Source organism: Candidatus Galacturonatibacter soehngenii, from assembly GCF_008830185.1.
GTDB lineage: Bacteria > Bacillota > Clostridia > Lachnospirales > Lachnospiraceae > Lachnotalea > Lachnotalea soehngenii.
Genome location: NZ_WAGX01000004.1, coordinates 813,667 through 838,815 on the forward strand (window position 1 = coordinate 813,667; position 25,149 = coordinate 838,815).

Consider the following 25,149-nt stretch of genomic DNA (forward strand, 5'->3'; position numbering starts at 1 on the left):
TTTTACTCCCATGGTAAATCGGAATGTTCAATTTTTTTATCTCGAATCATTAATTCCTTTACTGCCTCTGAAGCTGGTTTATTGTGAAATAATACTTCATTTACCTGTTCAATAATTGGTAACGGTACAGAATATTTCTTAGCAAGTTTTACAGCCGCCTTTGTAGAATATACACCTTCAACGACCATCTTTACCTCATCCATAGCTTCTTCCATGCTATGTCCTTGCCCAATTAAGATACCTGCCCTTCTATTTCTACTATGCATACTTGCACAAGTTACAATCAAATCACCTATTCCAGTAAGTCCAGAAAACGTTTCTTTCTTTCCTCCCATGACAATACCAAGTCTACTAATCTCTGTAATTCCTCGTGTAATCAAAGCCGCCTTTGTATTATCACCATATCCAAGTCCATCTGCGATTCCTGCCGCTAACGCAATTACATTCTTAAGAGCTCCACCTAGTTCAATTCCTAAAATATCTGGGCTGGTATATACGCGAAATACTTCATTCATAAAGGCATTTTGTATAAATTCGGCACTCTCTTTCGTTTTTGCTCCAGCTACACAAGTCGTAGGGATTCCTCTTCCTACCTCTTCTGCATGGCTAGGTCCAGATAAAACGGCCGCATTTACCCCTTTTATTTCTTCCTCTATGATTTCGGTTAAGGTAAATAGTGTGCTCTCTTCAATTCCTTTTGCTACGTTTACGATTAACTGGTTTTCTTTTACATACTCTTTTAATAATTTACTTGTACTACGTACAAAAGGAGAAGGCACTGCCATCACAAGCATATCTTTATTTGTAGCAGCTTCCTTTAAACTACTTGTAATAATGATATCCTCTGGTATCTTTACACCAGGTAACTTATCTTTATGTTCTCTTGTTTCATTTAACATAGATACTTCATCTTCAATAATTGACCAGATTGTTACCTTATGTCCATTTTTGTGTAATAAAACTGCTAAAGCAATACCCCAGCTTCCAGCTCCAATAATGCTAACATCAATCATATTTGCACCTCGATTTTTATTTTTTCCCGAGCTTATTCTCAGTTTTGTTTATTAGTCTTACAATGTTTTGTCTATGCTTATAAAAAGCCAAAGCAGTCAAAAGAAAACTTACTGCATATAATTCATACAAATACGGTGTAGCTAGATGAAAAACACCCTTGCTGCCTAGAATCACAATTTCGATTAAAAATCCCGTCATTAATAATAAGGAGCCAAGCGATACATATCTTGTGATTGCAACAACAATAACAAAAGTAAAAAATCCAATCATAGCCATAGTTCCATTAAACGCTAAAATCATACCTGCTGTTGCAGCAATCCCCTTTCCTCCCTTAAAGCCCAAATAAAAAGGAAAGTTATGTCCTAAAACAGTACCAAAACCTGCATATAGTACCAATAAAGGCATTATATCCAAATGAGATCCTTGAAAAAGTTTTCTAACGATAAAAGCCGCAAATACTGCTTTTAAGCAATCTCCTAAAAAAGTGATTAGGCCAGCTTTAAATCCTAATGTTCTAAGAGCATTCGTTGTACCTGCATTTCCACTTCCATGCTCTCTAATATCAACATGATTTACTTTTCCGTATATGTAACTGGTCTGAAACAAACCACACACATAACCTATTATCACACACACCAAACGTTCCATACTACTGATTTTCCTTTCGCTCCCTGGTTATAAATTTTAATGAAGTCCCCTTAAATCCAAATGCTTCACGTATTTTATTTTCCAAATATCTCGTATAAGAAAAATGCATCAACTCTTTGTCGTTTACAAACACCACAAAAGTAGGCGGCTTAACAGCTACCTGAGTAATATAGTATATTTTCAAACGTTTTCCTTTATCAGAAGGTGGTTGCTGTAATGCAACTGCTTCTGCAACGATTTCATTTAAAACACCAGTCGCTACACGTAGTGTCTGATTTTGAATCACAACATCAATTTGATCAAATAATTTTGGCAGTCTTTGACCTGTTTCTGCTGAAATAAAGATAATCTCTGCATAAGGCATATAAGCAAGAACGTCTCTGATTCGATTGGTAAATTCATAGATAGTCTTATCATTTTTAACAATTGCATCCCATTTGTTGACTGCAATAATCACACCTTTTCCTCTTTCATGTGCGATTCCTGCAATCTTTGCATCTTGTTCGGTAATTCCTTCTGTTGCATCAATCATAACTACAACTACATCCGATCGATCGACAGCTGTTACCGTACGAATGATACTATAGCGTTCAATCTCTTCTTTTATTTTATTTTTACGTCTAAGTCCAGCTGTATCGATAAATACGTATTCTTTATCTTGATAGATGACTTCGGTATCGACTGCATCTCTGGTTGTACCAGCTATATTTGAAACAATAAGTCTATTCTCTCCTAATAATTTGTTAATAAGAGAAGATTTTCCAACATTCGGCTTTCCAACAATGGCAATACGTGGTCTTTCATCTTCCTCCTCCATAAGCTCATCTTTATTAAAGTGAGAAGTTACAATATCAAGCATATCACCAAGACCTAATCTGGATGCGGCAGATACAGGAACTGGATCTCCAATTCCCAGATTATAAAACTCATATACATCTGGCATAAATTTTTCAAAACTATCAACCTTATTGACCACTAAGACAACTGGCTTTTTCGAACGTCTTAAAATATCTGCCACCTTTGCATCAGAATCGACCAAGCCTTGTCTTACATCTGTGATGAACATAATAACATCCGCTGTTTCGATTGCAATCTCTGCTTGTTCACGCATCTGTGATAAAATTATATCACTGCTATCAGGCTCAATTCCTCCCGTATCAATTAAAGTAAATGACATATCAAGCCAAGTCACATCCGCGTAAATTCTATCTCTGGTTACTCCTGGTGTATCTTGAACAATTGAAATGGTATCACCTGCTAATACATTAAACAACGTTGATTTCCCAACATTTGGTCTTCCAACGATTGCTACAATTGGTTTACTCATATAAATTTATTTCTCCTTTTCTATAAACGTACGATTCCACTGTTTGTCGTATTGTTTTATAACCTTAACGCTCACACGTCTCAATTCAAAATTACCGCTTCTATAAAATCGCGTCCGCTTGATTTTACAATATCTGTTTTCACTTGTAAAGTATTTTCAAACTCTGATAATGTGATATCATCTAAAAATACATCTTCTCCACTTCTTAATACATTACAAGGAAGCAAAAGCTTATCTCCTAAATCCTTTCCCTTTAACTGGCTAATTAAATCTTGCCCCGTCAAAAGACCAGATACTGTGATTTTGGGTCCAAAAAAATGATTGATAATGCGGTACACTTGTATGGTAAGATTCGGAAACTTTACTTTTAGTTGCTCTGTCATTTTCTTAATATAAGGATATGCCGAGACACCTGTTGCAATACTAACAAAACGTTTCTTATCATCCCCTACTAAACCTTTGTATTCCGCTTCAAATTCTTCTAACAAAAGTTTGACCATACCAACCCCATTTTCTAGTTGAACATAGCCATCATATACCGAAGAATCGGGAAATTCTTCCTCAGCCATAATATACCACTCATCTCCTGCATGTACAAAATGAGTGCCGTACTCTTTGTATATTTTTTCCTGCCATCCATGAATTTGCTTAAGAACTAATGCACTATCTTCTTTTGAAAAAGCTTCAAGAGGCTCTAGTTGATTTCTAAATTTCGTCAAGCCAACTGGAACAACAGAAACACTTTTTAAATGCGGAATGTATTTTGTTAAGTCAGCTATACTTCGGTCTAGCTCTTTACCATCATTCATTCCTTTACACAATACAATTTGTCCATTCATTTCTACTTCGGCTTCAAAAAGCTTGTCTACCTTCTTTAGCGCATCTCCTGCAAAGCGATTATGAAGCATCTTACATCTTAACTCTGGATTCGTGGTATGAAAGGATACGTTAATTGGTGAAAGCTTATATTCAATGATTCGATTGATATCTTTTTCACTCATATTTGTTAAGGTAACATAGTTTCCTTGTAAGAAAGATAGCCTAGAATCATCATCCTTAAAGTATAAGGTATCTCTCATTCCCTTTGGCATCTGGTCTATAAAGCAAAAAACACATTTGTTATGGCACGATTTATAATCATCCATCAAACCATTTTCAAATTCAATTCCGATGTCTTCACCAAAATCCTTTTCAATTTCTAATTCCCATTCCTCACCGTTTACTTTCCCTACTAACATGAGAATGTATTCATCTTCAATTAGATACTGATAATCAAACACATCCTCTATTTCTTTATCATTGATGGCAATCAGACGGTCACCCACTTCAAGTTCTAGCTCTTGTGCTATACTTCCTGGTACAATACGACTGATAACATGCCCTTTTTTATTCATAATATTACTCCTTGATTTTTCTGCTGCGAGCACTTAGTACGAACGTACTCAATTTTCTTTTGATAAGTACGCTATAAAAAGCATAGAACGCTTTTTATACCACTCTAGAACTTCGTTCTCTCGTTAACTTATCAAGAAAATCAAATGGCTGCTTCGCATCCGCTTGATTTTCTTTTGATAAGTACGCTATAAAAAGCATAGAACGCTTTTTATACCACTCCAGAACTTCGTTCTCTCGTTAACTTATCAAGAAAATCAAATGGCTGCTTCGCATCCGCTTGATTTTCTTTTGATAAGTACGCTATAAAAAGCATAGAACGCTTTTTATACCACTCCAGAACTTCGTTCTCTCGTTAACTTATCAAGAAAATCAAATGGCTGCTTCGCATCCGCTTGATTTTCTTTTGATAAGTTATATCATACACAAATTAAGAATAAAAAGCAATAAATCTTGACGTTCTTTCCTTTGGATGTTATAAATGAAAGGTAATTAATTTATATATTTACCTTATATATTTCATTTCGGAGGAAAACTATGCCTAATCTTGCTTTATTTGAAAGTTCAATTCCCGTTGCACCGTTAAAGATCGCATCTTTAGAAGGTTGCATGGAGTTGGCATCTAATGTTAACAACTATATGATAGAATTTAGAAATAACATGAAATCGGACTTAACAAGTCATTTAATAAAAGGTTACAAAGAGCCAACATATTTAGCAAAATGTGCCTGCCCTCGTTTTGGTACTGGTGAGGCAAAAGGTGCTTTCTATGAATCAATTCGTGGAGCTGATCTTTTTATCATGGTCGATGTATGTAATTATAGTTTAACCTATACGGTGTGTGGACATACCAACCATATGTCACCAGATGACCATTATCAAGATTTAAAGAGAATCATTTCTGCTGCAACAGGTAAGGCTCATCGCATTAACGTTATTATGCCATTCTTATATGAAGGAAGACAGCACAAACGTACGAAGCGTGAATCCTTGGACTGCGCAATTGCATTAGAAGAATTGATTGAAATGGGTGTAACTAACATTATTACGTTTGATGCACATGACCCACGTGTACAAAATTCCATTCCTTTAAATGGTTTTGATAATTTTACAGCATATTATCAGTTTGTAAAGGCTTTGCTTCGCGCTGAAAAGGACTTGAAAATTGATAATGAACATTTAATGATAATTAGTCCTGATGAAGGAGCGATGCATAGAGCGGTTTATCTATCTAATGTGTTAGGCGTTGACATGGGAATGTTTTATAAGCGTCGTGATTATTCTACGATTGTAAATGGGAAAAATCCTATTGTAGCACATGAATTCTTAGGTGATAGTGTTGAAGGAAAAGATGTTATTATCATTGATGACATGATATCTTCCGGTGAAAGTATGCTTGATGTAGCAAAACAATTAAAGGAACGTAAAGCGAACCGTATTTTTATCTTTTCTACCTTTGGTTTATTTACAGATGGCTTATCTAAGTTTGATGAATATTATGAAAAAGGCTACATCAATCGAGTAGTAACCACTGATTTAATTTATCGTACACCAGATATTTTATCAAAGGAATATTATCTAGAAGCAAAAATGAGTAAGTTCTTGGCTACCATTATAGATAGTTTAAATCATGACATTCCAATCGGTCATGTGTTAAGCCCTACTGAGAAGCTTCATAATGTTATAGATAAATACAGAAGAAACATAACATTCTAATAAATTTAAGACAACAAAGCGGCCAATTTCTATTCCTTATTGAATGAATTTGGTCGCTTTACTTTACAACTCTTACTTATTTCATATTTCTTTATCCTTTAAATCGAAAAAATGCTTCGTATTTTTCATTTGCCATCCTTTGGGATTTCTCACGAAGCTCTTTTATCATTTGTAAGTTATGAATCAAAATATCGACTATCTCTTTATCCAGTGCATTATTCTGCACCATATTATTTAATACTTTAATCGATTGTTCGTCATCCATTCCTAAGCGATAAGGCCTATCTTCCGTTATCGCTGTAAAAACATCCGCTACTGCCATAATACGGGCTCCTGTTGATAATCCATCTCCTTTTATATGAAATGGATAACCACTTCCATCTAATCTTTCATGGTGGTATGCGGCCCATTCTTTAATCTCTTCAAAACCTGGTATGGAATCAAGTAACTGATAGGTATAATATGTATGAGATCTCATTTCATTAAACTCATCCATAGTAAGGCTTCCTGGCTTTTCTAAAATATCATTACTGATTACAAGCTTTCCTAAATCATGTAAATACCCAGCTACCAACATCATTTTACATTGAATACTTGTAAAACCTTTTAACTTTGCTAGTTGATAAGCAATGTTCGCCACTCCTGCTGAATGCTTTGCGGTAAACCTACTTCGAAAGTCAATGATACGAGAAAACAAAAGTGTTATTTCAATGACATCATCTATATCCAGTAAATCCATATGAAATTGCTCAATATCTATTCTATTAACTGGATAACTTGACATCAAGTCAAGCCATGTATATTCTTCAACACTTAATTCCTCTAGTGCCTCAATAACTCCTGCGACAAATACACTATCTTTGTTCGCTTTTATTGTAGCAAGGATATGAGGCAGCTGCGTTAAAATATTTTTATCTTTTTTTATCATAGTACATACACGATCTGCTAGATGTATGATATGACTTCCAAACGATACTCTCTCTCCCTGGTGACTTGTTCCTTTTCCATGATTCCACGGTAAGTGATGATATTTGATAATCAATGCTAAGTCTTGTATTGGTCTACATTCTTGCATTAATTTTGCTCCAATAAAGGCATGATTATCAATATTCATTGGCTCTTTCTCAATAAATTCCAGACGTTTATCACTTGACAAAGCACCAATATCATGTACTAAGCCAGCTAAAAAAATATCTCTTTGTTCTTCCAATGGCAAGCCTAATTTCTTTGCTAATCGAAAGGAAAGGTACGCTACTTGCTGATGATGATTGGAAAGCAGCGGCGAAACTAAATCTTGTGCATTTGAAATGCTTTTTAATAGTGCGAATAAATTAATTCTTATTTCATCCAATTGAACCACCCCGGTACCTCAAACATTTATCAAACTGTAGTGCAGTTAACATTTACTGCATTTTTCTATCATAACCTAAAATTGTCTTTGAGTAAATACAAAAAAGGAAGATTTTTGTCGATTTTCTCATGTTTAGCGGTCATCCCAAATAGATGTTCAATCAACAGGTAAAGTGGTAAATCATTTTACTTGACACAACGAAAATAGGTGCGATTTTACTCGCACCTATCTAAAATATCTATTATTTTATAATAAAAATCCTACGTAAATTTTTTATACTTCTTTTTTCCACAAACCATGGAGATTACAATACTCGTATGCGGCTATTGCTTTCTCATCATGAAGTGTAAACTTTGCTTTTGGCTTGTCATCAGGAGTTAAATATTTCATTTGGAATCCCTTATCAGTCTCCAAATAAATCCATTGAATATAGTGTTCTGGTGTCATTGGATGTTCTACACTACCTATCTCTACCGTAACGACATCCTTTTCAATGGTTACTACAGGAACATGCTTCTCTGTTGCTGCATCCACTGTATTCGGAACAACCTGAGTCATTTTATCTCCACAACAGACCAAAGGAGCACCTGACTCATTAATAAATGTAATTAAATTACCACAATGCTTACAAACATAAAACTTAGGCTCTTTCTTCATTCACATTTCCTCCTTGACATTCCACATTTTAAACAAGCGAAGTGGTTATCCACTTCACTTGTTCTAGTTCATGACAGATGAAGCAGCAAGCCGCTTCATCTGTCTCAATGTTACGATTAAATTTCAGTAAATGCGTCTTTACCTAATCCACAAACTGGGCAAACCCAATCTTCTGGGACATCTTCCCATGCGGTTCCTGGAGCAATTCCTCCGTCTGGATCACCCACTTCTGGGTCATATACATAACTACAAGGACATTCATATTTACTCATTCCAAACACCTCCATTTTATTAATTGCTATGCTAGCATTTTCAATTTAGCAAGTCTCATTATACCATAAAAACGAAAAAAATGGTATATATTTGCCAAATATTTCGCTTTCATTTTTTTAAGCTTAAAAAGGCAGCTAAGTTTCCTCTTAGACCTTTAGAGGCTCTATGGGAAAACAACAACTCAGGGTTACAACACGTACAAATATTTGAAATCGAAATATTTTCCTTTTTTATACCTGCATCCCTTAATACATATTCATTTGCTTTCCATAAATCAAGCTGATACTTATTATTATCTTTTTTATAACAAATATCCATAAATTTCTTTTGTTCGAAATTTTTTTTAAATTCTTCGGCTACATCCTCACTTACTTCATAACAATCAAGGCAAATAGAGGGACCAATTGCAGCTACAACATCCTCTGGCATCGTACCATATTGTTCATGCATCTTTTCAAGAGTCTTTTTTCCAATTTGATTCACGGTTCCTCGCCATCCTGAATGACTAAGGCCAATTGCATTATGAATTGGATCTACAAAATACAACGGAACACAATCGGCATAAAATGTTACGAGGGTTACGCTAGGATCATTTGTAATAAATCCATCTATATCTGTATAATCCCTTTCTTTTATAATCCCTTTTCCGCGGTCATTCTTTGTTACAACTCGTATATTGGTTGTATGTGTTTGATAGGATAGAACTAGACTTTCATATTCAACCCCTAAAGCATTCGTTATTCTTTTGTAATTTTCTATTACAGACTCTTCTTCATCTCCTCTGGTAAAGCTTAGATTCATAGTTTTTAAGTGTTCCTTACTTACTCCTCCTAGCCTTGTGGAAAAGCCATGTATTACCTTATTCGTCTTTTCTATATTTTGAAAGAATAAATATGGTACTCCATTATTTATTCTTACGTTTATATCACTTTGATTTGTTTTCCTTACAAAATTTAGTTCCATTTAAAAGCCTCTCTTTAATCACAATATTCAAATGCATTTTCATAAAGCTTTATTTCATTGCCTAAAATTGCTACAACATCAAAACAGCAGGGTGTATCCATAGAGTATTTCTGTTTCATCATATAGTAAGTGGCTGTTTTGCAAATCTTTCTTTGCTTTTGAAAGGTAACGGCTTCCTGTGGTAAACCTGCCACTGCATTGCTTCGATATTTCACTTCTATAAATCGAAGATAACCATCTTTTTTAGCAATGATATCTATCTCTCCCAGTCTACATTGAAAATTATGTTGTATCACTTCATATCCTTCGGCACGTAAATAAATCGCAGCAATATTCTCATAATCATCTCCAATATATCTCTTATTCAAATCATTCTCCACCTAACTATTCTTTTAAATCTAGTTTTCGCTTTAATTGATCCATCTCATCAATAAACACCAATACATCCGCTACCACTTCGTAAAGTTCAGGTGGAATCATATCTCCTACTGAGAGGCTAGAAAGCGAAGCTGATAATTTTTCATCTTTATGGATTGGCACATTTTCTTTTGAAGCCACCTCAAGAATCTTATCAGCAAGGTAACCTTTACCAGAAGCAATTACTTTTGGTGCATTATCTTCTGGATTATACGCAAGTGCTACTGCTGTTTTGTTTTGATTTGATTGAGTCTCATTCGCGCTCTTTTTCATTGTATCACGTCCTTACATCAAATGCATATCGCTTCAAAGAAGTAGAAACCTTATCTTTTTCCAAAAAATCTTCTACAAAATCTGGCTCCTTTTCTATTTTTCCAACGGAGGCAGACATTTGATAACCTTTTTCTTTTAACTGGTCAACTAATTGCGCTAAATTATTTGCAACTAACTCCATTGCTTTGTTATCTTGTAGGTTGAACTTTGCACTTACTTGGTTACCCTTCATGTTGATATAGATATCTGTCATTCCTAGTACCTCCATATCCAAATGAAGTAATACGCTTAAATTTCCATTATTTTCTCTTAGACTTTTTTTATTGGTATATACATACAAATCACTATGCGCTTCCTGATTGGAAAATTGAATCGGTATTTGCAGATAAGTAACATTTTGATTGATTTGTTCCATAAAATTCAAATTACTTCTTATGTTCGTAATATCCTTCATGAGTGGGGAAGCTTCTTTTCCAATCTTCTCCAAAAACGAGGAAAGCTGTTTGGTTTGTTCCTCCAACTGCTTATAATATCGAGTCATTTTATCTGGCTCTTTCAAATCTTGCGGAGTCACGAGCCACTGTTCTTTTAAGGCTTGTTTTAATACTTTCACATACTCCTTACTATGAAATAATAATTCGTTGTCACCCAAATCAGACTCCATTACTAAGCTTTTTAGTTGATTCATTAGCTCATTGTTATTTATTTTTCCTTCTCTTACCTGATTCTGTGTGACTTCATCTACTCCTAGCCTTTTCAAAGTATCGGACAATGAATACCTTTCTTCTTCATTTAAAACAAAAGAAAGCATTTTGCTTTTCGAAGATTCAACGTTTGTTTTTTGAGCTTCTTGCACATTCTCTTTTAATACTGTTTCCTTTATCGTTGAAACATTTTTTACATCTGTGCCTTGCAAGTTTTCATCCAAAGACAAATGCCCTGTTTCCTTTAGAGAATTTGCAGTATCTTCTACCTTTATAAGTTCTGTTTTTAATGGGATATCAAAGGAATCACTTTTCAATTCTCTTGGCTCATTTATCATTACAGGTGATTTACCATCATCAATTTGAATGTTTGGTATCGTTTTGTTTTGGTCTATGGCTTGATTTAGGCGTGGCTCATTGATTAGACTTTTGGGTTCATTTTGTAACAGTTTAATAAGTCCAAGCTGCAATTGATACGAAGTATGTGTATTTTCATTGGAAACTTCATTGATTAATTCTGATAAGTGATTTAATACATTACCAACCTCTTTTACAATTCTATGCTCGTAATTTTTATAATTTTCAAATTGAGTTATATTTTCTTTTGTCACTTCAATTCCAAGCTTATCCATCTTAACAAGGGTATCAATATCCACCCCTTGATTCATATTAAGCTGTCTTAACATATTGGTTAGGGATTGTTTATTGATTGATAATCCTTCTTTTAGCATAGCATTGACAAGCAGTAGATTCTTTTGTGTAATAGGAAGACTTGCCTCCTGTAATGCCTTTTGTAAAACAGGATTAATCTTATAGTCAAGATCAGCAGGCTTGATGGTAATTTTCGTACCAGTATTTGACTCGACTTCAAAAGCAACTTGTTGACCGATTGTCAAGTTAGAGCTTGCCTCTAGTCTTGCATTTAACACCTGCCCGTTTTCTAATCCAATGGAAACTTGTAATCCTTTTATATCTAAAATCTCTCCTTTAAATTGCGTACCTGCACGAAACATGTCTGTATCTGGTGCTTGCAAATGTTCTTTTCCTTGTGCCACCACCTGACCTTGGACTTCGCTTGCATTAACAGTCTGGTTATTTGAAGATATATTAGAATAACTAATTTCCATAAGCTTTACTCCCTATATAAGATTCTTAATAAATGATTGTCTATGTATCGGTGATGCACCGTATTTTTTCAAAGCCCCTATATGTACCGATGTACCATATCCTTTGTTTTCAGCAAACGAATACTCTGGTATCAATTTATCATATTCTATCATCAAGCGATCTCTAGTCACCTTGGCTACAATACTTGCCGCAGCAATCGATATACTCTTTGCATCGCCTTTGATGATTGGCACTTGCGGTATCGTAATATCTGGAATTGTAACTGCATCATTTAGTAATATATCGGGTGAAACACTAAGTTTCTTTATAGCAATTCTCATGGCTTCATATGTCGCCTGTAAGATATTAATCTCATCGATTACCTGTGGTCCTACAATGCCGATTCCTACTGCTACTGCTTTCTCCATTATCTCATCATATAATTCTTCGCGTTTCTTTTCACTTAACTTCTTTGAATCATTGATATATAAGATATCACATTCCTTTGGTAAAATAACAGCACTGGCTACCACTGGTCCAGCAAGTGGTCCTCTTCCTACTTCATCAATTCCACAAATATGGGAATAATCTTCGTATTTTTTCTCATACTGTTTCATTAATTCTATTCTTAATTTTTCCGCTTCAAGCTTTTGAATTCTTCCTTGATACTTTTTTATTAATGTTACAACACCATTTCTGGTATCGCTTTCGTATTTTCTTATTATTACAGGCAGCATATTCATATCTGCTGCCTGCAATTCTTCTTTTATTTGATTTATCTTCATTTCCATTTTATCACCTATTGATGTTTTAATACGCCAAATTTATTAAGTGGCCAAATTCTTACCCAGGCTCTTCCAATGATATCTGATCTATTAATATTACCAACATCAGGTTCTCTACTATCTGCGCTGGCATTTCGATTATCTCCCATTACAAAATATTCGTCATCTCCCAATGTAATTAATTCACTTGCTCTTCCTGGTGATTCGATTCTTTCTCTACCATACGTTTCTGAAAGAATTTCTCCATTAATTAGAATATCTCCATTGTCTGTTATTTGCACGGTTTCTCCTGGTAAGCCAATTATTCTTTTAATGTAATAAGTATCTTCCTCATATTGGTATGGAAAAACAATAATATCATATCTTTGTGGGTCTGAAAATCGATAAGTAATTTTATCAACAATTAAATTATCCTTATCACTTAACGTGCTTTCCATAGATGATCCACTCACCATAGTTCGTTGACCTACAAAAGTTACAATCAAGCCTGCCATAACCAGTACAACTGCCATATAAGCCACTAATTCCAATAATTCTCTTATCACACTTTTCTTTTCTTCCTCGCCCTTATTATGCTCTTCCTTCATGTCGCTACCTGCACCTTTCTATCTGTCTATGTTCCCCCCACTTATCTTATTACGATTCGCCTGGAAGTTCAAGAGTAATTCTGCCTAACTTTCCACTTCTAAAATCCTCAATCAATAAATTCGATGCTTTCATTAGGTCTAATTCATTTCCTCTTAATTTACATTGTCTGATTTGGGCAATGTTATGAAGTGCTACCACAGGATCTTCTACATCCTCTATTTTATATCTCTCTTCCAGTAATCCCTTATAATTGCTACTTAAAAACTTAATTAATTCAATGGCTAGTTCTTCCACATTTAATATCTCATCTTTGATAGAGCCTATCAAAGCAAGTCTTAATCCAACGATTTGATCTTCGAATTTTGGCCATAATATACCAGGGGTATCTAACAATTCTACATTCTTATTTAACTTAATCCATTGTTTTCCTTTTGTTACGCCTGGTTTATTACCTGTTTTCGTTGCTGCTTTTCCCGCAAACGTATTAATAAATGTCGACTTACCAACATTTGGGATTCCAACTACCATAGCTCTTACAGGTCTGTTTAAAATACCTCTTTTTCGGTCTCTTTCAATCTTTTCCTTACACGCATCTTGGATTATTCCATTTACATTCTTTATTCCAAGCCCATTTTTTGAATTCACCTTTACTACAAAAAATCCTTTGTCTTCAAAGTATTTTTTCCATTCATCATTTACTTTCTCATTCGCTAAATCTGATTTATTTAGCAAAACAATCCTGGCTTTATTTTGACTCAAATCATCTATATCAGGATTACGACTGCTTAAAGGTATTCTTGCATCTACAAGCTCAATTACTAAGTCAATCAGCTTAATATTTTCCTGCATCATCCTCTTTGCTTTTGTCATATGTCCTGGGTACCATTGAAAATGCATTTTATGTCCTCCGTTATATGTCTCATAGTCAAGCTTTAACACATGTCCATCTATTCTACAAAACCAATTTTATTTTTGGGTGATATACGAAACCACGCTTTTCCTTCAATATCATCTATATTAACATTACCTATTTCGGCAAATCTACTATCTTCGCTGTTATTACGGTTATCTCCAAGCACAAAATATTCATCTACTCCAAGCTTAATTGGCTTACTTGCAAGTCCTGGGTTTTCGATAGCAACAACCTCAATCTTTTCTTCTAATATTTCGCCATTGATATATATTTTTCCTTCTACAATCTGTATCGTCTCTCCTGGTAATCCAACTACTCTCTTAATATAGTAGTGTAGTTTCTCATTCCCATATGGTTTAAACACTACAATATCATTACGTTTAGGAGAGCTCACTTCATAAATAAATTTATTAATGATAACAATATCGTCATTCTCAAGTGTAGGTGCCATTGATTCACCTATAATACTTGTTTTTTCCCCTATAAAATGCACGAGTGCAAATGCAATAATTAACACAACTGCAATATCGAATATCCAAACAAATATTTCCCTCAAAAGCGAAGCACTTATTTTCTTTTTTTTTCTATAAAAGTTAAGTTCACCCATTTTCACATCATCCTTAGTTCATTATACATTACTATCCCGTTATTCATCATTTACTTTGAAAAAAGGGACAATATACGTTAAGTACTTGTCCCTGTAAGGTCTCATTTCAGTTATTTCACTAATTCTTTTACTTTAGCTTTCTTACCAACACGATCTCTTAAGTAGTAAAGTTTTGCTCTTCTTACTTTACCTAATCTTACTACTTCTACTTTCTCTACGAAAGGAGAATGTAAAGGCCAAGTTTTTTCTACTCCGATTCCATTGGAATTCTTTCTTACTGTAAATGTAGCTCTTGAACTTCCGCCTTGTTTTTTCAATACAGTACCTTCAAAAACCTGAATTCTTTCACGAGTTCCTTCTTTAATTTTAGCGTGTACTCTAACAGTATCGCCAACATTAAACTGAGGTACTTCTTTTTTTAACTGTTCTGCTTCGATATTCTTAATAATTTCGTTCACTTGTGTGACCTCCTTAATATTTGGATGTTCTTAATACGTTCTCGTAACAGAGGACCATCTATTTGTTCTCACAATGATTTATTTTAACATAGCTCATGTTTTTTGGCAAGCATAAAAAATAATACTTCGTTTTACAAATTCCTTACTTTTTCATTTATATTCAAATTTATATCAATCTTATATTTACCGTCTATCAATATGTAATCACAACCATATTTTTTACACATTTCTAAACAAATACGGTTGTCCCTTAGCAATATCTCTTTTTTACAGTAATCATCTGTTACACGGTTCTCAATCACACTGGCATATTTTTTTATATCACTAAAATGCTCTTCAATATAGTTTGATGACATTACTAAGCATATAAATTTAATATGCTCTAGATACTCTGGCGTAAAATATGTCTTCCAATCATATGGAATATAGCAACCTTCAATTATCATATTCTGGTCATTTTCAATTGCAGTTTTTATCATTTCCTTTACAATCGGCCAAAGCAAATCTGTCATTTTACTATCATCATTAGGCGTAAGATTGGTTAGACCGCTACGGATCAGTCCCATTTTTAGATGGTCAAGCGACATACTAGGATAATGATACTTCTCAATTAATTTCTGTGATAATAGTGTTTTGCCTGTATGTGAGCTTCCTGTAATAAGTATAATCATAATTTTCTCCTATATTCTCCCTCTTCCCCATTCCTCAAGTACTACTTATTCATATTATCTTTGAATTCTTTTTGTGATATCACAGTTGCATATCTATTGTTCCAGATTTTATATTCATAATACTTGGTTAGTTTTTCTCCCTGACTAAAATCATTATCAAAAGTGGTAGTTGAATTTTTTACAATTGTTATGTTATAACCATATTCAAAGGCTACTTTGACTGATACATCTATACAATACTCCGTTTGCATACCACAAATTATAATATTTTTAGCATTTATTTTATCTAGTTCTTCCTTTAAAGCCGTTTGGCGAAATGCACTGTTGAATTTCTTTTCTATCATAATATCACTTAGAACAGGTTCAATCTCTTGATAAATGCTCCACCCTTTACTACCATGCTCCAGGTCATCTCCAATTCCTCCGTTATGTTGAACATAAAGAACTGGCTTGTTATTGGTTCTAAAGCTTTCAATTAACTCTTTTATATTTTGAATAAAATTGGCTTCATTGCATGGATGTTCTTCCATCAATGCAGTTTGGACATCAATTACTAGCAAAGCATCATACATTTTGTATCCTCCTGTGGTAACGACATTGCATCGTTACTTAGCGTAAAAAGGAAATAGAATCTTCTATTTCATAATATATTTCATTTCTATTATAATTACTATTTCGTTTTTATTCAATATTACATTAAAAAAACCATTGATACCTGCTTGCTATTTAGGAATCAACGGTTTTTTCTTTTATTAAATTCTATCTAATTATTTTCTACGGTTTTTATAATTTTCTTCTACTTTCTTCCAATCAACTACTTCGAAAAATTCCTTCACGTAATCGACACGAAGATTCTTATATTTCAGGTAATATGCATGCTCCCACACATCGATTCCTAGGATTGGTTGCCATTCTCCTTCTGTTTCTAATAAAGGATTATCCTGATTTGGACTTGCCATTACTCTAAGATCTCCTGCTGCATTGGTTGCTAGCCATGCCCATCCTGATCCAAATTGTCCAACTGCTGCTTTACTAATTTGATCCTTAAATTCAGCGAAACTGGAAAATGTATCTTTTATTTTATTACCTAACTCTGCACTTGGTTCTCCACCACCATTTGGTGATAAGTGTCCAAAATATAGGTTATGGTTATAAAATCCACCGCCGTTATTACGTATTGCCGCTTTTACGTCGTCAGGCACATCTTTTTTCCATCCTGCTAAAACATCTTCAATTGACTTTCCTTCTATTCCAGCCTTTTGGGCAAAATCATTAAGATTCTTTGTATAAGTTGCATGATGTTTGGAATAATGAGTTTCCATTGTAAGAGTATCAATATGTGGCTCCAAAGCGTCAAATGAGTATGGTAATTTAATTTGTTCAAACATAATAATTCTCCTCTCTTCTATTTAAGTTTTATCTTTCTATCTTATGTTAGTCTTTTCTAACTTCGTTTTGTAGTTAAATTATAACATACTAAACCAATATGTCAACCCCCTCAATTTAATATTTTACAATTAAATTTTACACTTCCTTTTTTATGTAAATTTTGGACGATTTCTCGTCCGTTGAATGATTCATTTTTAGGTATTTCCTTACTTAATGAATTATTTTTTTTAATATTACCGTTATTCCTTTTACAATAAGAGGAATGAGAATAACAATAATTTCACTTATATGATAAAAGTAAAGAAAACAAGTGATGATAAGAATTGTAAAACAAAACAGATAATTAATGATATTTTGTATTAAATATTTATGCTTATAATTTTCCAGTCCATAATATTTAATAAAAAAGCTATCTCTTGAACGATTTAATAACCCCAAAATTAAAATACAAAAAAATAATAGTGATAGTACAATTATTATTAGCTCCACAGTATCACCCTTCAATCTATGTAAATAAATTCGATTCTTACATGAGGTATTTTATAATTTTTGTCTATTATTGTCAATGTCTATTTATACAATCAACTATATCTTTGATTATATTTAATATTCTTTAAAATTAAATCTAATTTAGTAGTTGACTATTCCACTCGATTATGAGATAAATAATATATATTAATAAGGGAGAATTTAAAAAACAAGGAGGCTCTTTATGGCACAATCTAAATTAATCCCATTAACAAACAGTGAATATGAGGTAATGAAAATCGTTTGGGAAAGCGATCATGATATTACATTGCAAGAAGTATTATCCCTTTGTGCAGTGAAGTATCAAAAAATCTGGAAGCGTACTACCGTTGCTACTTTCTTAGCTCACATAATCGAAAAGGGTGTTGCAACCTCTTATCGTAAAGGTAGGTATTTCTATTACAAACCTACTATTAGTGAGGATGAGTACAAGAAGCTTGAAACGGGCAACATGATTAATTTTTGGTATGATGGTTCTGCTTCTAACCTTGTGGCATCACTTTACAAACAAGAATTCTTAACAAAGGATGAACTAAACAATATCAAGAAGATGATTGATGACATGGATTAGTTTTTTAGAATTTTTCATTATCAGTACATCTTTTGGGGGAACTCTTTTAGTATGTTTGTGGTGTATCTTTAACAAATTGATAAATCAATTTATATCAACCAGTGGTAATTACCGTATTTTTAAAGCAATTATCTTGTTTTATATCACTCCCATCGTATATTGGGAAAGATTGTATGATATAATTTCAGACGAAGAATTATTAAGTTCGGTACCTATCATTGGATTAATCAATCCACATATGAGCAGAATATTATTTTTACCATTTATCGTCTGGTTTATTGGGGCCATTATTGTATTTCTTTATACTCTATATACTTATATTTATTTTTATTTTCATGTTTTGAAATACAATGCTCGTATTACTGACCCTACTATCATCGATATGGAAAAGCATATTAGCCAAAAACTAAAGTTAAAGAAATCATTGCCGCTCTATTACAATGATACAATATCTTCACCTATGTTAGCAGGAATTTTGGTTCCTAAAATACTACTTCCAAGTGGTTTTCCCAGCGAAGATTTAATGGTTATGCTATATCATGAAAATATTCACTACAAGCAACATGATCTTCTTTTTAAGCAATTAGGAAATCTTATTCTTTGTTTACATTGGTTTAATCCATTCGTTCATAAACTAACGAAATTAATCAATGAATGGTGTGAATATAATTGCGACAATCTCTGTTGTAAGAATCATGATTTGTTTTCACCAAAAGAATATGCTTCCACATTGCTCAAACTAGCAACTCTTCCTAGTATGAGTTTTCATCTTAATTACTCTGCCTTTTCTGAAAAGACAGGACATTTGGAATCTCGTATCAAGCGAATCGTTACGGAAAAGAAATCGTTTCAACATGCTTCTGTTCTCGCATTCGCAACAGGAATATTCTTCTTTGGTTTTGGTACATTATCAGTGAATGCAGCAAGCAATGAATTTCTTAGTTATTATTATGATTGGTATTACGATACATCAAACTATATAAAGGAAGAACCTGTACATTTTTTAGTTTCACCTGCTCATGTGATTCCTGGTGAAGAATATGTAGAAACTGGTGTTCGTACTGAAGACGCACCAACTGAAGATACCAATGTTACGACTTATTTTTGGAAAATCAAAAAAAATAACGGCATTAATAGTATGAAAATCAAAGTTAAAAAAGGAGATGTTCTTTTCATCGCACATGCTATGATGAAGCAAGGGGTTTCTTTACATCATGGCATCATTGATTTAGAGGGAAATATACACTACGTGGATGGCTCCTCTTATGTATTATTTCGCTATGAAATAACAGAAGATGGAACTTATACGATATTTTGTCAAAACCCATCGAATGAAGATGTTAACATCAATGGTTTTTATTATTTTGAATAACCAATAAACTAAAATAGTAATTAATAAGGGGGATATAACTATGAATAAAAAAACACTATTTTACACTTTTATCATGACTTTTGTAATTTTCTTTACACCAATCCAAGCGCTTGCTACTACAACTAATATGCGTGCCAAAAGCAATGATGACATTATATCTGTGCAAAGTGCTGATACTTCTATCGTTTGGAAACTTGCATCAAATGACTCGAAAACGAGAAAAATCTACTTAAGCAAAGATCAAACTATAACCGTTAGTTGCACAGTTACCTCTAGTACTGCTATGTCACGCATCGGTATTATTGACTTAGAAGATACCTATCATGTAAAAAGTATCCGTGGAGGCGGCTATTGTTCCTTTACAGCTCCAAGTTCAGGAACATACAAAATATATGTAAAGAATACAAGTAGTATCTCTCTAACCGCAGTAGTTAATTATGCGATAGAATAAATGATACAAGCCAATACATTTTGTGTATTGGCTTTTTTATATGAGAAAAGAATTATTTATCATACAAATGACATGATACCATATGACCGTTGCCCATATTCTTTTCATTTGGAGCCTTTGTCTTACATATCTCCATACACTCTCTGCATCTTGTATGAAATTTACATCCTTTAGGTGGGTTTGCAGGAGAAGGAATGTTTCCTTTTAATACGATTCGATTAAGTTTTGCCAAAGGGTCTGGAACTGGTATCGCACTAAAAAGTGCTTTGGTATAGGGATGTAGCGGATTCGAAAAAATATCCTCTGTACTTCCCATCTCAACCAAACCTCCAAGATACATAACTCCAACTGTATCACAAATATGTTCTACGACCGAAAGATCATGTGATATAAATAAGTAAGTAAGGCCGTATTCTGCTTGTAAATCTTCTAACAAGTTGATAATCTGCGCCTGTATCGATACGTCAAGTGCTGATACAGGTTCATCGCAAACGATAAATTCTGGATTCAATGCAAGTGCTCTTGCAATGCATATTCTTTGGCGCTGTCCGCCCGAAAATTCATGCGGATATCGATCCTTATGATAAACTTGTAGTCCGCAAGAAAGCATTATCCGATTCAAATGTTCTTCATATTTATCCTTTGGAACTAGATTATGCTCTTTTACTGCTTCACCAATAATTTCACCAACTGGCAATCTAGGTGATAGGCTAGAATAAGGATCCTGAAAAATAATCTGCATTTTGGTACGAAGCTCTCTTAATTCTTTTTTATGCAAACTATGTACCTCTTTTTCATAAAATAAAACTTCTCCTTCAGTCTTATCTAACAAACGAAGAATCGTTCTTCCAGTTGTTGATTTTCCGCAACCTGATTCCCCCACCAATCCCATGGTAGTCCCTTTCTTAATTGTAAAGCTGACATCATCTACGGCTTTTACTGTACCCTTTCGTTTTCCTAAGGGACCGCTTTTAATTGGAAAATACTTCTTTAAATGTTTCACTTCTATTATATTGTCAGCCATTAGCCCTTATCCTCCTCTCGAAATATGTCATAGTGGCGATAGCAACTTACAAAATGAGTTGGCGATAATTGCACTAATTCAGGGTATATTCCCGCACAGACCTCTAAACACATTTCACATCTATCTTTGAAATAACAATAATCTGGCATATTAATTGGATTGGGAACTTTACCTGGTATGCTGTATAATCGACCCACTTTCTTACCTACTGCTGGCTTACTATTCATTAGGCCTATTGTATACGGATGACATGGATTGGAAAATATTTCTGCCACTGTTCCTTTTTCTACAATACGTCCCGCATACATGACTACTACATAATCAGCCATTTCTGCTATGACTCCAAGATCGTGCGTAATTAGCATGATGCTACTGTTGATACGAACCTTTAAATCTCTTAAAAGATCTAATATCTGCGCCTGAATCGTTACATCAAGTGCGGTAGTTGGCTCGTCTGCAATGATAAGTTCTGGATCACAAGCAAGGCCCATGGCTATCATGACACGCTGACGCATTCCACCTGATAATTCATGCGGATACATTTTGTAGACCCCTTCACTATTTGCAATGCCAACTAGTTCAAGCATTTCTATGGTACGTTTTTTAATATCCTCTTTGTTCATTTGCGGGTAGTGCAAAGCAATTACCTCATCCACTTGAAGACCAATTCGAAATACGGGATTTAAACTAGTCATTGGCTCTTGGAATATCATTGACAGCTTATTTCCACGAAGCTTTTGCATCTTTGCCGTTGGCATTTTGGTCACATCAACTACTTCATTACCTGTATTAAAACGGATTGCACCTTCCACAACTTGCCCTTGCGGTCTTTGTACAAGCTGCATTAAGGATAAACTAGTTACTGATTTTCCACATCCTGACTCACCAACTACACCAACTGTTTTTCCTTTTGGTATATCAAAGGATACGCCATTGACTGATTTTACAACACCAACATCAGAGAAGAAATATGTATGGAGATTGTCAAATTCAACAACATTGTTTGGATTCTTCATTTTTGTCACATATTCCGCTTTGGGAATCACTTTTCGATTTCTCTTCTTCTCGTACCCGTTGGTAATCTTTCGGTTTTCTTTTGAAATTCTTCTCGATTCTTTTGCTGATATATAATTGGCATCTTTTGCCCCATTTTTTATAAATATAGCCATACTTACCTCCTACCGTTTCATCTTAGGATCAAATGCATCACGAAGACCATCACCAATAAAGTTAAACCCTAACACCGTAATAAGAATTAAAAGACCAGCTGGTATCCATATGAACCAGAAGTTCGTCATTACATAAACATCATTTACTGCATTTACGATATTCCCCCAAGATGCATACGGGTATTTTACACCTAGACCAAAGAAACTAAGAGTTGCTTCCAGTAAGATTACATCACCAAGTCCCATAGTTGCCATTACAACAATCTGTGGAATTACATTTGGAATTAAATGCTTAAATATTCGTTTTGAAGTACGAATTCCTGTAGCTTCCGTGGCAATCATAAATTCTTGTTCTCTTAATGATAATATCTGCCCACGCACCATTCTAGCTACTTTAGGCCAGGTTAAAATTCCTAGTACAACGCACAAGAAATAGATTCGAATACTCGGATTAATTTTCATAAAATCCATAATAGCACCTAAAATAATATACAAAGGCATGGACGGTATACAGTTGAAAACATCTACCATTCTCATACAAAACGTATCCATCCAACCACCAAAATATCCAGACACTCCACCAATGAGAATTCCAAGAACGATTTCTAATATTACTACCACAAAACCAATTAACAAAGAGATACGTCCACCATACATTAATCTTGTCATGACATCCATTCCATTTCCATCTGTTCCAAGCCAATGCTTTAAAGACGGTGATTCATAAGTATTATTTACCTGTGTACTCACTTCTCTTTTTACCGTATATTGTGTATGATTGCGTTCGATAACGTACTGTTCAATCTCTCCTAACTCATTTGTGAATGCAAGCTTTGTTTTATTACTTCTAATTGCTTGTTCCAATGCTAATTTAAAATCGATGCTTAAGAATACATCCGAAGCAATTGCCTTAATACTATATTCGGATGCGCTTGCATACTCTTTTCCTTCTAAGTAAAACAATGCCGATTGATCTCGAATTTCCAGTGTATAAGTAAGTCCATCCGCTTCAAAAGATGTTTGGTTTTTGGCGATTGCTTTTTGTGCTTCTACTTTAAATTCCGAAGTAAGACTTGTATCTTTTGTATAAGTATGAAATATCATTGTTGTTGCAATCGATACTTCTTCTGCCAAAGAAATTATATCCATCTTTCCGCTTTTTGTAATGACATATGTAACATTCTCTACTTCAAATGACTGCCCATCTGCTGCAACTGCGTTTGCATAGGCTTCTTTCATAGAATCCGTAAACAAAACATCACCTGTTTGGTTAAAGGAGGTGATACCTTTTACCGTCATTACACTTCCCACTTCTTTTAATTGTACAATCCGATACATCCTTTCCGTTTCTTTTATTAATGTATAGACAACGTCACCAGAAGTAAATGAGTCACTGTCTTTATTAATTGCTAATATCATATCGGCCTTGGCGAGTGCAGGAAATTCTTTTTCCTTGGCATCCGTAAACTGATATTCTTTATTTATACTGGCTCCTGCATAATCTTTTAATGCCGTTTCATAAGTACGAAATACTTCTCTTTCTCCATATGGAGACAAGACTCCACCAATGAAAGAAAAAGAAAACATGAATACAATTATGATGAGTCCAACTAATGCCAAGTGGTTTCTTAAGAATCTCTTGGTAACAAGCATTCCAGGAGATAACACCAAAACTCTTTGCTCATCATCCAAAGCATTGGCTTTGTTACTATCTTGATTGTTGTTTTTTTTATTCTCTATATTTGCCATAGCTTCCCCCTCTTAGTTTATTCTTACACGTGGGTCGACAACTGCATACAAAATGTCTGCGATAATTGTTCCAAGTAGCGTCAAGAATGCTAAAAACACAATATAAAACATAGTAAATGGTATATCTCCTTGAATCATTGACTGATAAGAAGTATATCCAATCCCTGGAATCTGAAATATCGTTTCTGTAACCATAGCTCCCGCAAACAAATTGGGGATCGAACTTCCAAGTAAGGTTATAATTGGAATTAAAGTATTACGAAATGCATGATAATTAATAACCTTTTTTTCCGCCAGTCCTTTTGCTCTAGCAGTTCTTATATAATCCGCATTCAAGACTTCTAACATATTTGTTCTTGTATATCTCATTAAACTTCCCATACTGATTATTGTTAGTGTGATAACTGGTAATACATAATGCTTTGCTATATCTAAAAATTGTCCAATAGCACTCAACTGCTCATGCATTCTTCCCACGACTCCAAACAAATCAAACCAACCTAATTTAATTGAAAATACATACTTTAAAAGAGTTGCTAAAAAAAAGCTTGGAATAGAAATACCTATCAGTGCAAGTACTGTAACCGCATAGTCTGTCTTACTATATTGCTTTTTTGCGGATAAAATACCAAGCGGAATGGCAATGATAATTTCTAAAATAAAAGATGCGAATCCAAGTGCAAAGGAATGCCAAATAACTTTACTAAATTTAACTGTTACTGGAAGATTCCAATACCACGAATCACCAAAATCACCAACAATTGCCTTACTAGCCCATTTGATGTATCCTTGCAATACTCCTACGTCAAGACCATAAGCTTTATTTAACTGGTCAATCCACTCTTGATACGTCTTAGCACCTGGCTTTGTTGACAAGATTCTTGCTTGTGTCTCTACATAACTTGAAGGCATACATCTCATAATGCCATAGATTATAAAAGAAACAAAAAATAAGATTACGATGCTTTGCAAAAGTCTTCTTATAACAAATTTCTTCATCTATATCCTCTCCTGATTTTTATTCATTGGTTA

27 protein-coding genes are annotated in these 25,149 nt (G+C 34.1%); 4 read left to right on the plus strand and 23 right to left on the minus strand.

The features are described from left to right. Positions 1-2 precede the first annotated feature (2 nt). From F7O84_RS06375 to F7O84_RS06390, 4 genes are all read right to left on the minus strand, one after another. Positions 3-1,013, minus strand: a complete 1,011-nt coding sequence (locus tag F7O84_RS06375) for an NAD(P)H-dependent glycerol-3-phosphate dehydrogenase (protein WP_151143151.1) — start codon at positions 1,011-1,013, stop codon at positions 3-5. A gap of 16 nt (positions 1,014-1,029) precedes the next feature. Next, entirely contained in the window at positions 1,030-1,662 is a 633-nt protein-coding gene (plsY, locus tag F7O84_RS06380; protein ID WP_151143153.1) for a glycerol-3-phosphate 1-O-acyltransferase PlsY, read from the minus strand. Between the two features lies 1 nt (position 1,663). After that, positions 1,664-2,989, minus strand: coding sequence for a ribosome biogenesis GTPase Der (gene der / locus F7O84_RS06385; RefSeq protein ID WP_151143155.1), 1,326 nt, complete (start codon positions 2,987-2,989; stop codon positions 1,664-1,666). 80 nt (positions 2,990-3,069) lie between these two features. Further along, complete coding sequence (locus F7O84_RS06390; RefSeq protein WP_192451675.1) at positions 3,070-4,383, minus strand: DUF512 domain-containing protein; 1,314 nt, start codon at positions 4,381-4,383, stop codon at positions 3,070-3,072. Positions 4,384-4,918: 535 nt separating this feature from the next. On the opposite strand from F7O84_RS06390, the gene F7O84_RS06395 reads away from it, so the two are divergent. Further along, positions 4,919-6,097 (plus strand): ribose-phosphate pyrophosphokinase, encoded by a 1,179-nt coding sequence (locus F7O84_RS06395; RefSeq protein ID WP_151143157.1) that lies wholly within the window; start codon positions 4,919-4,921, stop codon positions 6,095-6,097. A gap of 91 nt (positions 6,098-6,188) precedes the next feature. Here F7O84_RS06395 and F7O84_RS06400 read toward each other — a convergent pair whose 3' ends face one another. The 15 genes from F7O84_RS06400 to F7O84_RS06470 all read right to left on the minus strand — a co-directional run bounded on the left by F7O84_RS06400 (position 6,189) and on the right by F7O84_RS06470 (position 17,252). Beyond that, positions 6,189-7,448 carry an HD domain-containing phosphohydrolase gene (locus tag F7O84_RS06400; protein WP_192451676.1) on the minus strand — a complete coding sequence of 420 codons (1,260 nt, stop codon included), beginning with the start codon at positions 7,446-7,448 and terminating at the stop codon, positions 6,189-6,191. A 273-nt stretch (positions 7,449-7,721) separates the two neighbouring features. Beyond that, a complete protein-coding gene (locus F7O84_RS06405) occupies positions 7,722-8,105 on the minus strand; it encodes a desulfoferrodoxin family protein (RefSeq protein WP_151143161.1) in 384 nt (127 codons plus the stop codon). Positions 8,106-8,221: 116 nt separating this feature from the next. Further along, complete coding sequence (rd, locus tag F7O84_RS06410; protein ID WP_151143163.1) at positions 8,222-8,377, minus strand: rubredoxin; 156 nt, start codon at positions 8,375-8,377, stop codon at positions 8,222-8,224. A 109-nt stretch (positions 8,378-8,486) separates the two neighbouring features. Further along, positions 8,487-9,341, minus strand: a complete 855-nt coding sequence (gene pgeF, locus F7O84_RS06415) for a peptidoglycan editing factor PgeF (protein ID WP_151143165.1) — start codon at positions 9,339-9,341, stop codon at positions 8,487-8,489. 14 nt (positions 9,342-9,355) lie between these two features. After that, the gene (locus tag F7O84_RS06420; protein ID WP_243140821.1) at positions 9,356-9,709 is read right to left on the minus strand and encodes a YraN family protein; all 354 of its coding nucleotides are present in this window, start codon (positions 9,707-9,709) and stop codon (positions 9,356-9,358) included. Between the two features lie 16 nt (positions 9,710-9,725). After that, positions 9,726-10,031 carry an EscU/YscU/HrcU family type III secretion system export apparatus switch protein gene (locus F7O84_RS06425; protein WP_151143167.1) on the minus strand — a complete coding sequence of 102 codons (306 nt, stop codon included), beginning with the start codon at positions 10,029-10,031 and terminating at the stop codon, positions 9,726-9,728. 4 nt (positions 10,032-10,035) lie between these two features. Further along, positions 10,036-11,862 (minus strand): flagellar hook-length control protein FliK, encoded by a 1,827-nt coding sequence (locus F7O84_RS06430; protein WP_151143169.1) that lies wholly within the window; start codon positions 11,860-11,862, stop codon positions 10,036-10,038. Positions 11,863-11,874: 12 nt separating this feature from the next. Then, positions 11,875-12,633 (minus strand): ribonuclease HII, encoded by a 759-nt coding sequence (locus F7O84_RS06435; protein ID WP_151143171.1) that lies wholly within the window; start codon positions 12,631-12,633, stop codon positions 11,875-11,877. A gap of 8 nt (positions 12,634-12,641) precedes the next feature. Next, a complete protein-coding gene (gene lepB, locus F7O84_RS06440) occupies positions 12,642-13,214 on the minus strand; it encodes a signal peptidase I (RefSeq protein ID WP_151143173.1) in 573 nt (190 codons plus the stop codon). Between the two features lie 49 nt (positions 13,215-13,263). After that, positions 13,264-14,112 carry a ribosome biogenesis GTPase YlqF gene (ylqF, locus tag F7O84_RS06445; protein WP_151143175.1) on the minus strand — a complete coding sequence of 283 codons (849 nt, stop codon included), beginning with the start codon at positions 14,110-14,112 and terminating at the stop codon, positions 13,264-13,266. Between the two features lie 50 nt (positions 14,113-14,162). After that, positions 14,163-14,735, minus strand: a complete 573-nt coding sequence (lepB, locus tag F7O84_RS06450) for a signal peptidase I (RefSeq protein ID WP_151143177.1) — start codon at positions 14,733-14,735, stop codon at positions 14,163-14,165. A gap of 110 nt (positions 14,736-14,845) precedes the next feature. Beyond that, positions 14,846-15,193 carry a 50S ribosomal protein L19 gene (gene rplS, locus F7O84_RS06455; RefSeq protein ID WP_151143179.1) on the minus strand — a complete coding sequence of 116 codons (348 nt, stop codon included), beginning with the start codon at positions 15,191-15,193 and terminating at the stop codon, positions 14,846-14,848. 131 nt (positions 15,194-15,324) lie between these two features. Then, the gene (locus F7O84_RS06460) at positions 15,325-15,864 is read right to left on the minus strand and encodes an adenylate kinase (protein WP_151143181.1); all 540 of its coding nucleotides are present in this window, start codon (positions 15,862-15,864) and stop codon (positions 15,325-15,327) included. 41 nt (positions 15,865-15,905) lie between these two features. Next, positions 15,906-16,436 (minus strand): cysteine hydrolase family protein, encoded by a 531-nt coding sequence (locus tag F7O84_RS06465; RefSeq protein ID WP_151143184.1) that lies wholly within the window; start codon positions 16,434-16,436, stop codon positions 15,906-15,908. Between the two features lie 195 nt (positions 16,437-16,631). Beyond that, the gene (locus F7O84_RS06470; protein WP_151143187.1) at positions 16,632-17,252 is read right to left on the minus strand and encodes a superoxide dismutase; all 621 of its coding nucleotides are present in this window, start codon (positions 17,250-17,252) and stop codon (positions 16,632-16,634) included. A gap of 713 nt (positions 17,253-17,965) precedes the next feature. Here F7O84_RS06470 and F7O84_RS06475 point away from each other — a divergent pair. The 3 genes from F7O84_RS06475 to F7O84_RS06485 are packed head-to-tail and all read left to right on the plus strand — an operon-like array spanning position 17,966 to position 20,175. Then, a complete protein-coding gene (locus F7O84_RS06475) occupies positions 17,966-18,352 on the plus strand; it encodes a BlaI/MecI/CopY family transcriptional regulator (RefSeq protein ID WP_151143189.1) in 387 nt (128 codons plus the stop codon). Next, entirely contained in the window at positions 18,339-19,724 is a 1,386-nt protein-coding gene (locus tag F7O84_RS06480) for a M56 family metallopeptidase (protein WP_151143192.1), read from the plus strand. The genes F7O84_RS06475 and F7O84_RS06480 overlap by 14 nt, the downstream gene beginning before the upstream one ends. A 40-nt stretch (positions 19,725-19,764) precedes the next feature. Beyond that, positions 19,765-20,175: a hypothetical protein gene (locus F7O84_RS06485; RefSeq protein ID WP_151143194.1), complete on the plus strand. Its 411-nt coding sequence runs from the start codon at positions 19,765-19,767 to the stop codon at positions 20,173-20,175. Between the two features lie 52 nt (positions 20,176-20,227). Here F7O84_RS06485 and F7O84_RS06490 read toward each other — a convergent pair whose 3' ends face one another. The 4 genes from F7O84_RS06490 to F7O84_RS06505 are packed head-to-tail and all read right to left on the minus strand — an operon-like array spanning position 20,228 to position 25,116. Next, entirely contained in the window at positions 20,228-21,199 is a 972-nt protein-coding gene (locus tag F7O84_RS06490) for an ABC transporter ATP-binding protein (RefSeq protein ID WP_151143196.1), read from the minus strand. Then, on the minus strand, positions 21,199-22,368 hold the full coding sequence (locus tag F7O84_RS06495) for an ABC transporter ATP-binding protein (RefSeq protein ID WP_151143198.1): 1,170 nt from the start codon (positions 22,366-22,368) through the stop codon (positions 21,199-21,201). Before F7O84_RS06495 ends, F7O84_RS06490 begins: the two co-directional genes overlap by 1 nt. A gap of 9 nt (positions 22,369-22,377) precedes the next feature. Further along, entirely contained in the window at positions 22,378-24,117 is a 1,740-nt protein-coding gene (locus tag F7O84_RS06500) for an ABC transporter permease (RefSeq protein WP_151143200.1), read from the minus strand. A 12-nt stretch (positions 24,118-24,129) separates the two neighbouring features. Beyond that, a complete protein-coding gene (locus F7O84_RS06505) occupies positions 24,130-25,116 on the minus strand; it encodes an ABC transporter permease (RefSeq protein ID WP_151143202.1) in 987 nt (328 codons plus the stop codon). Positions 25,117-25,149: the final 33 nt, after the last annotated feature.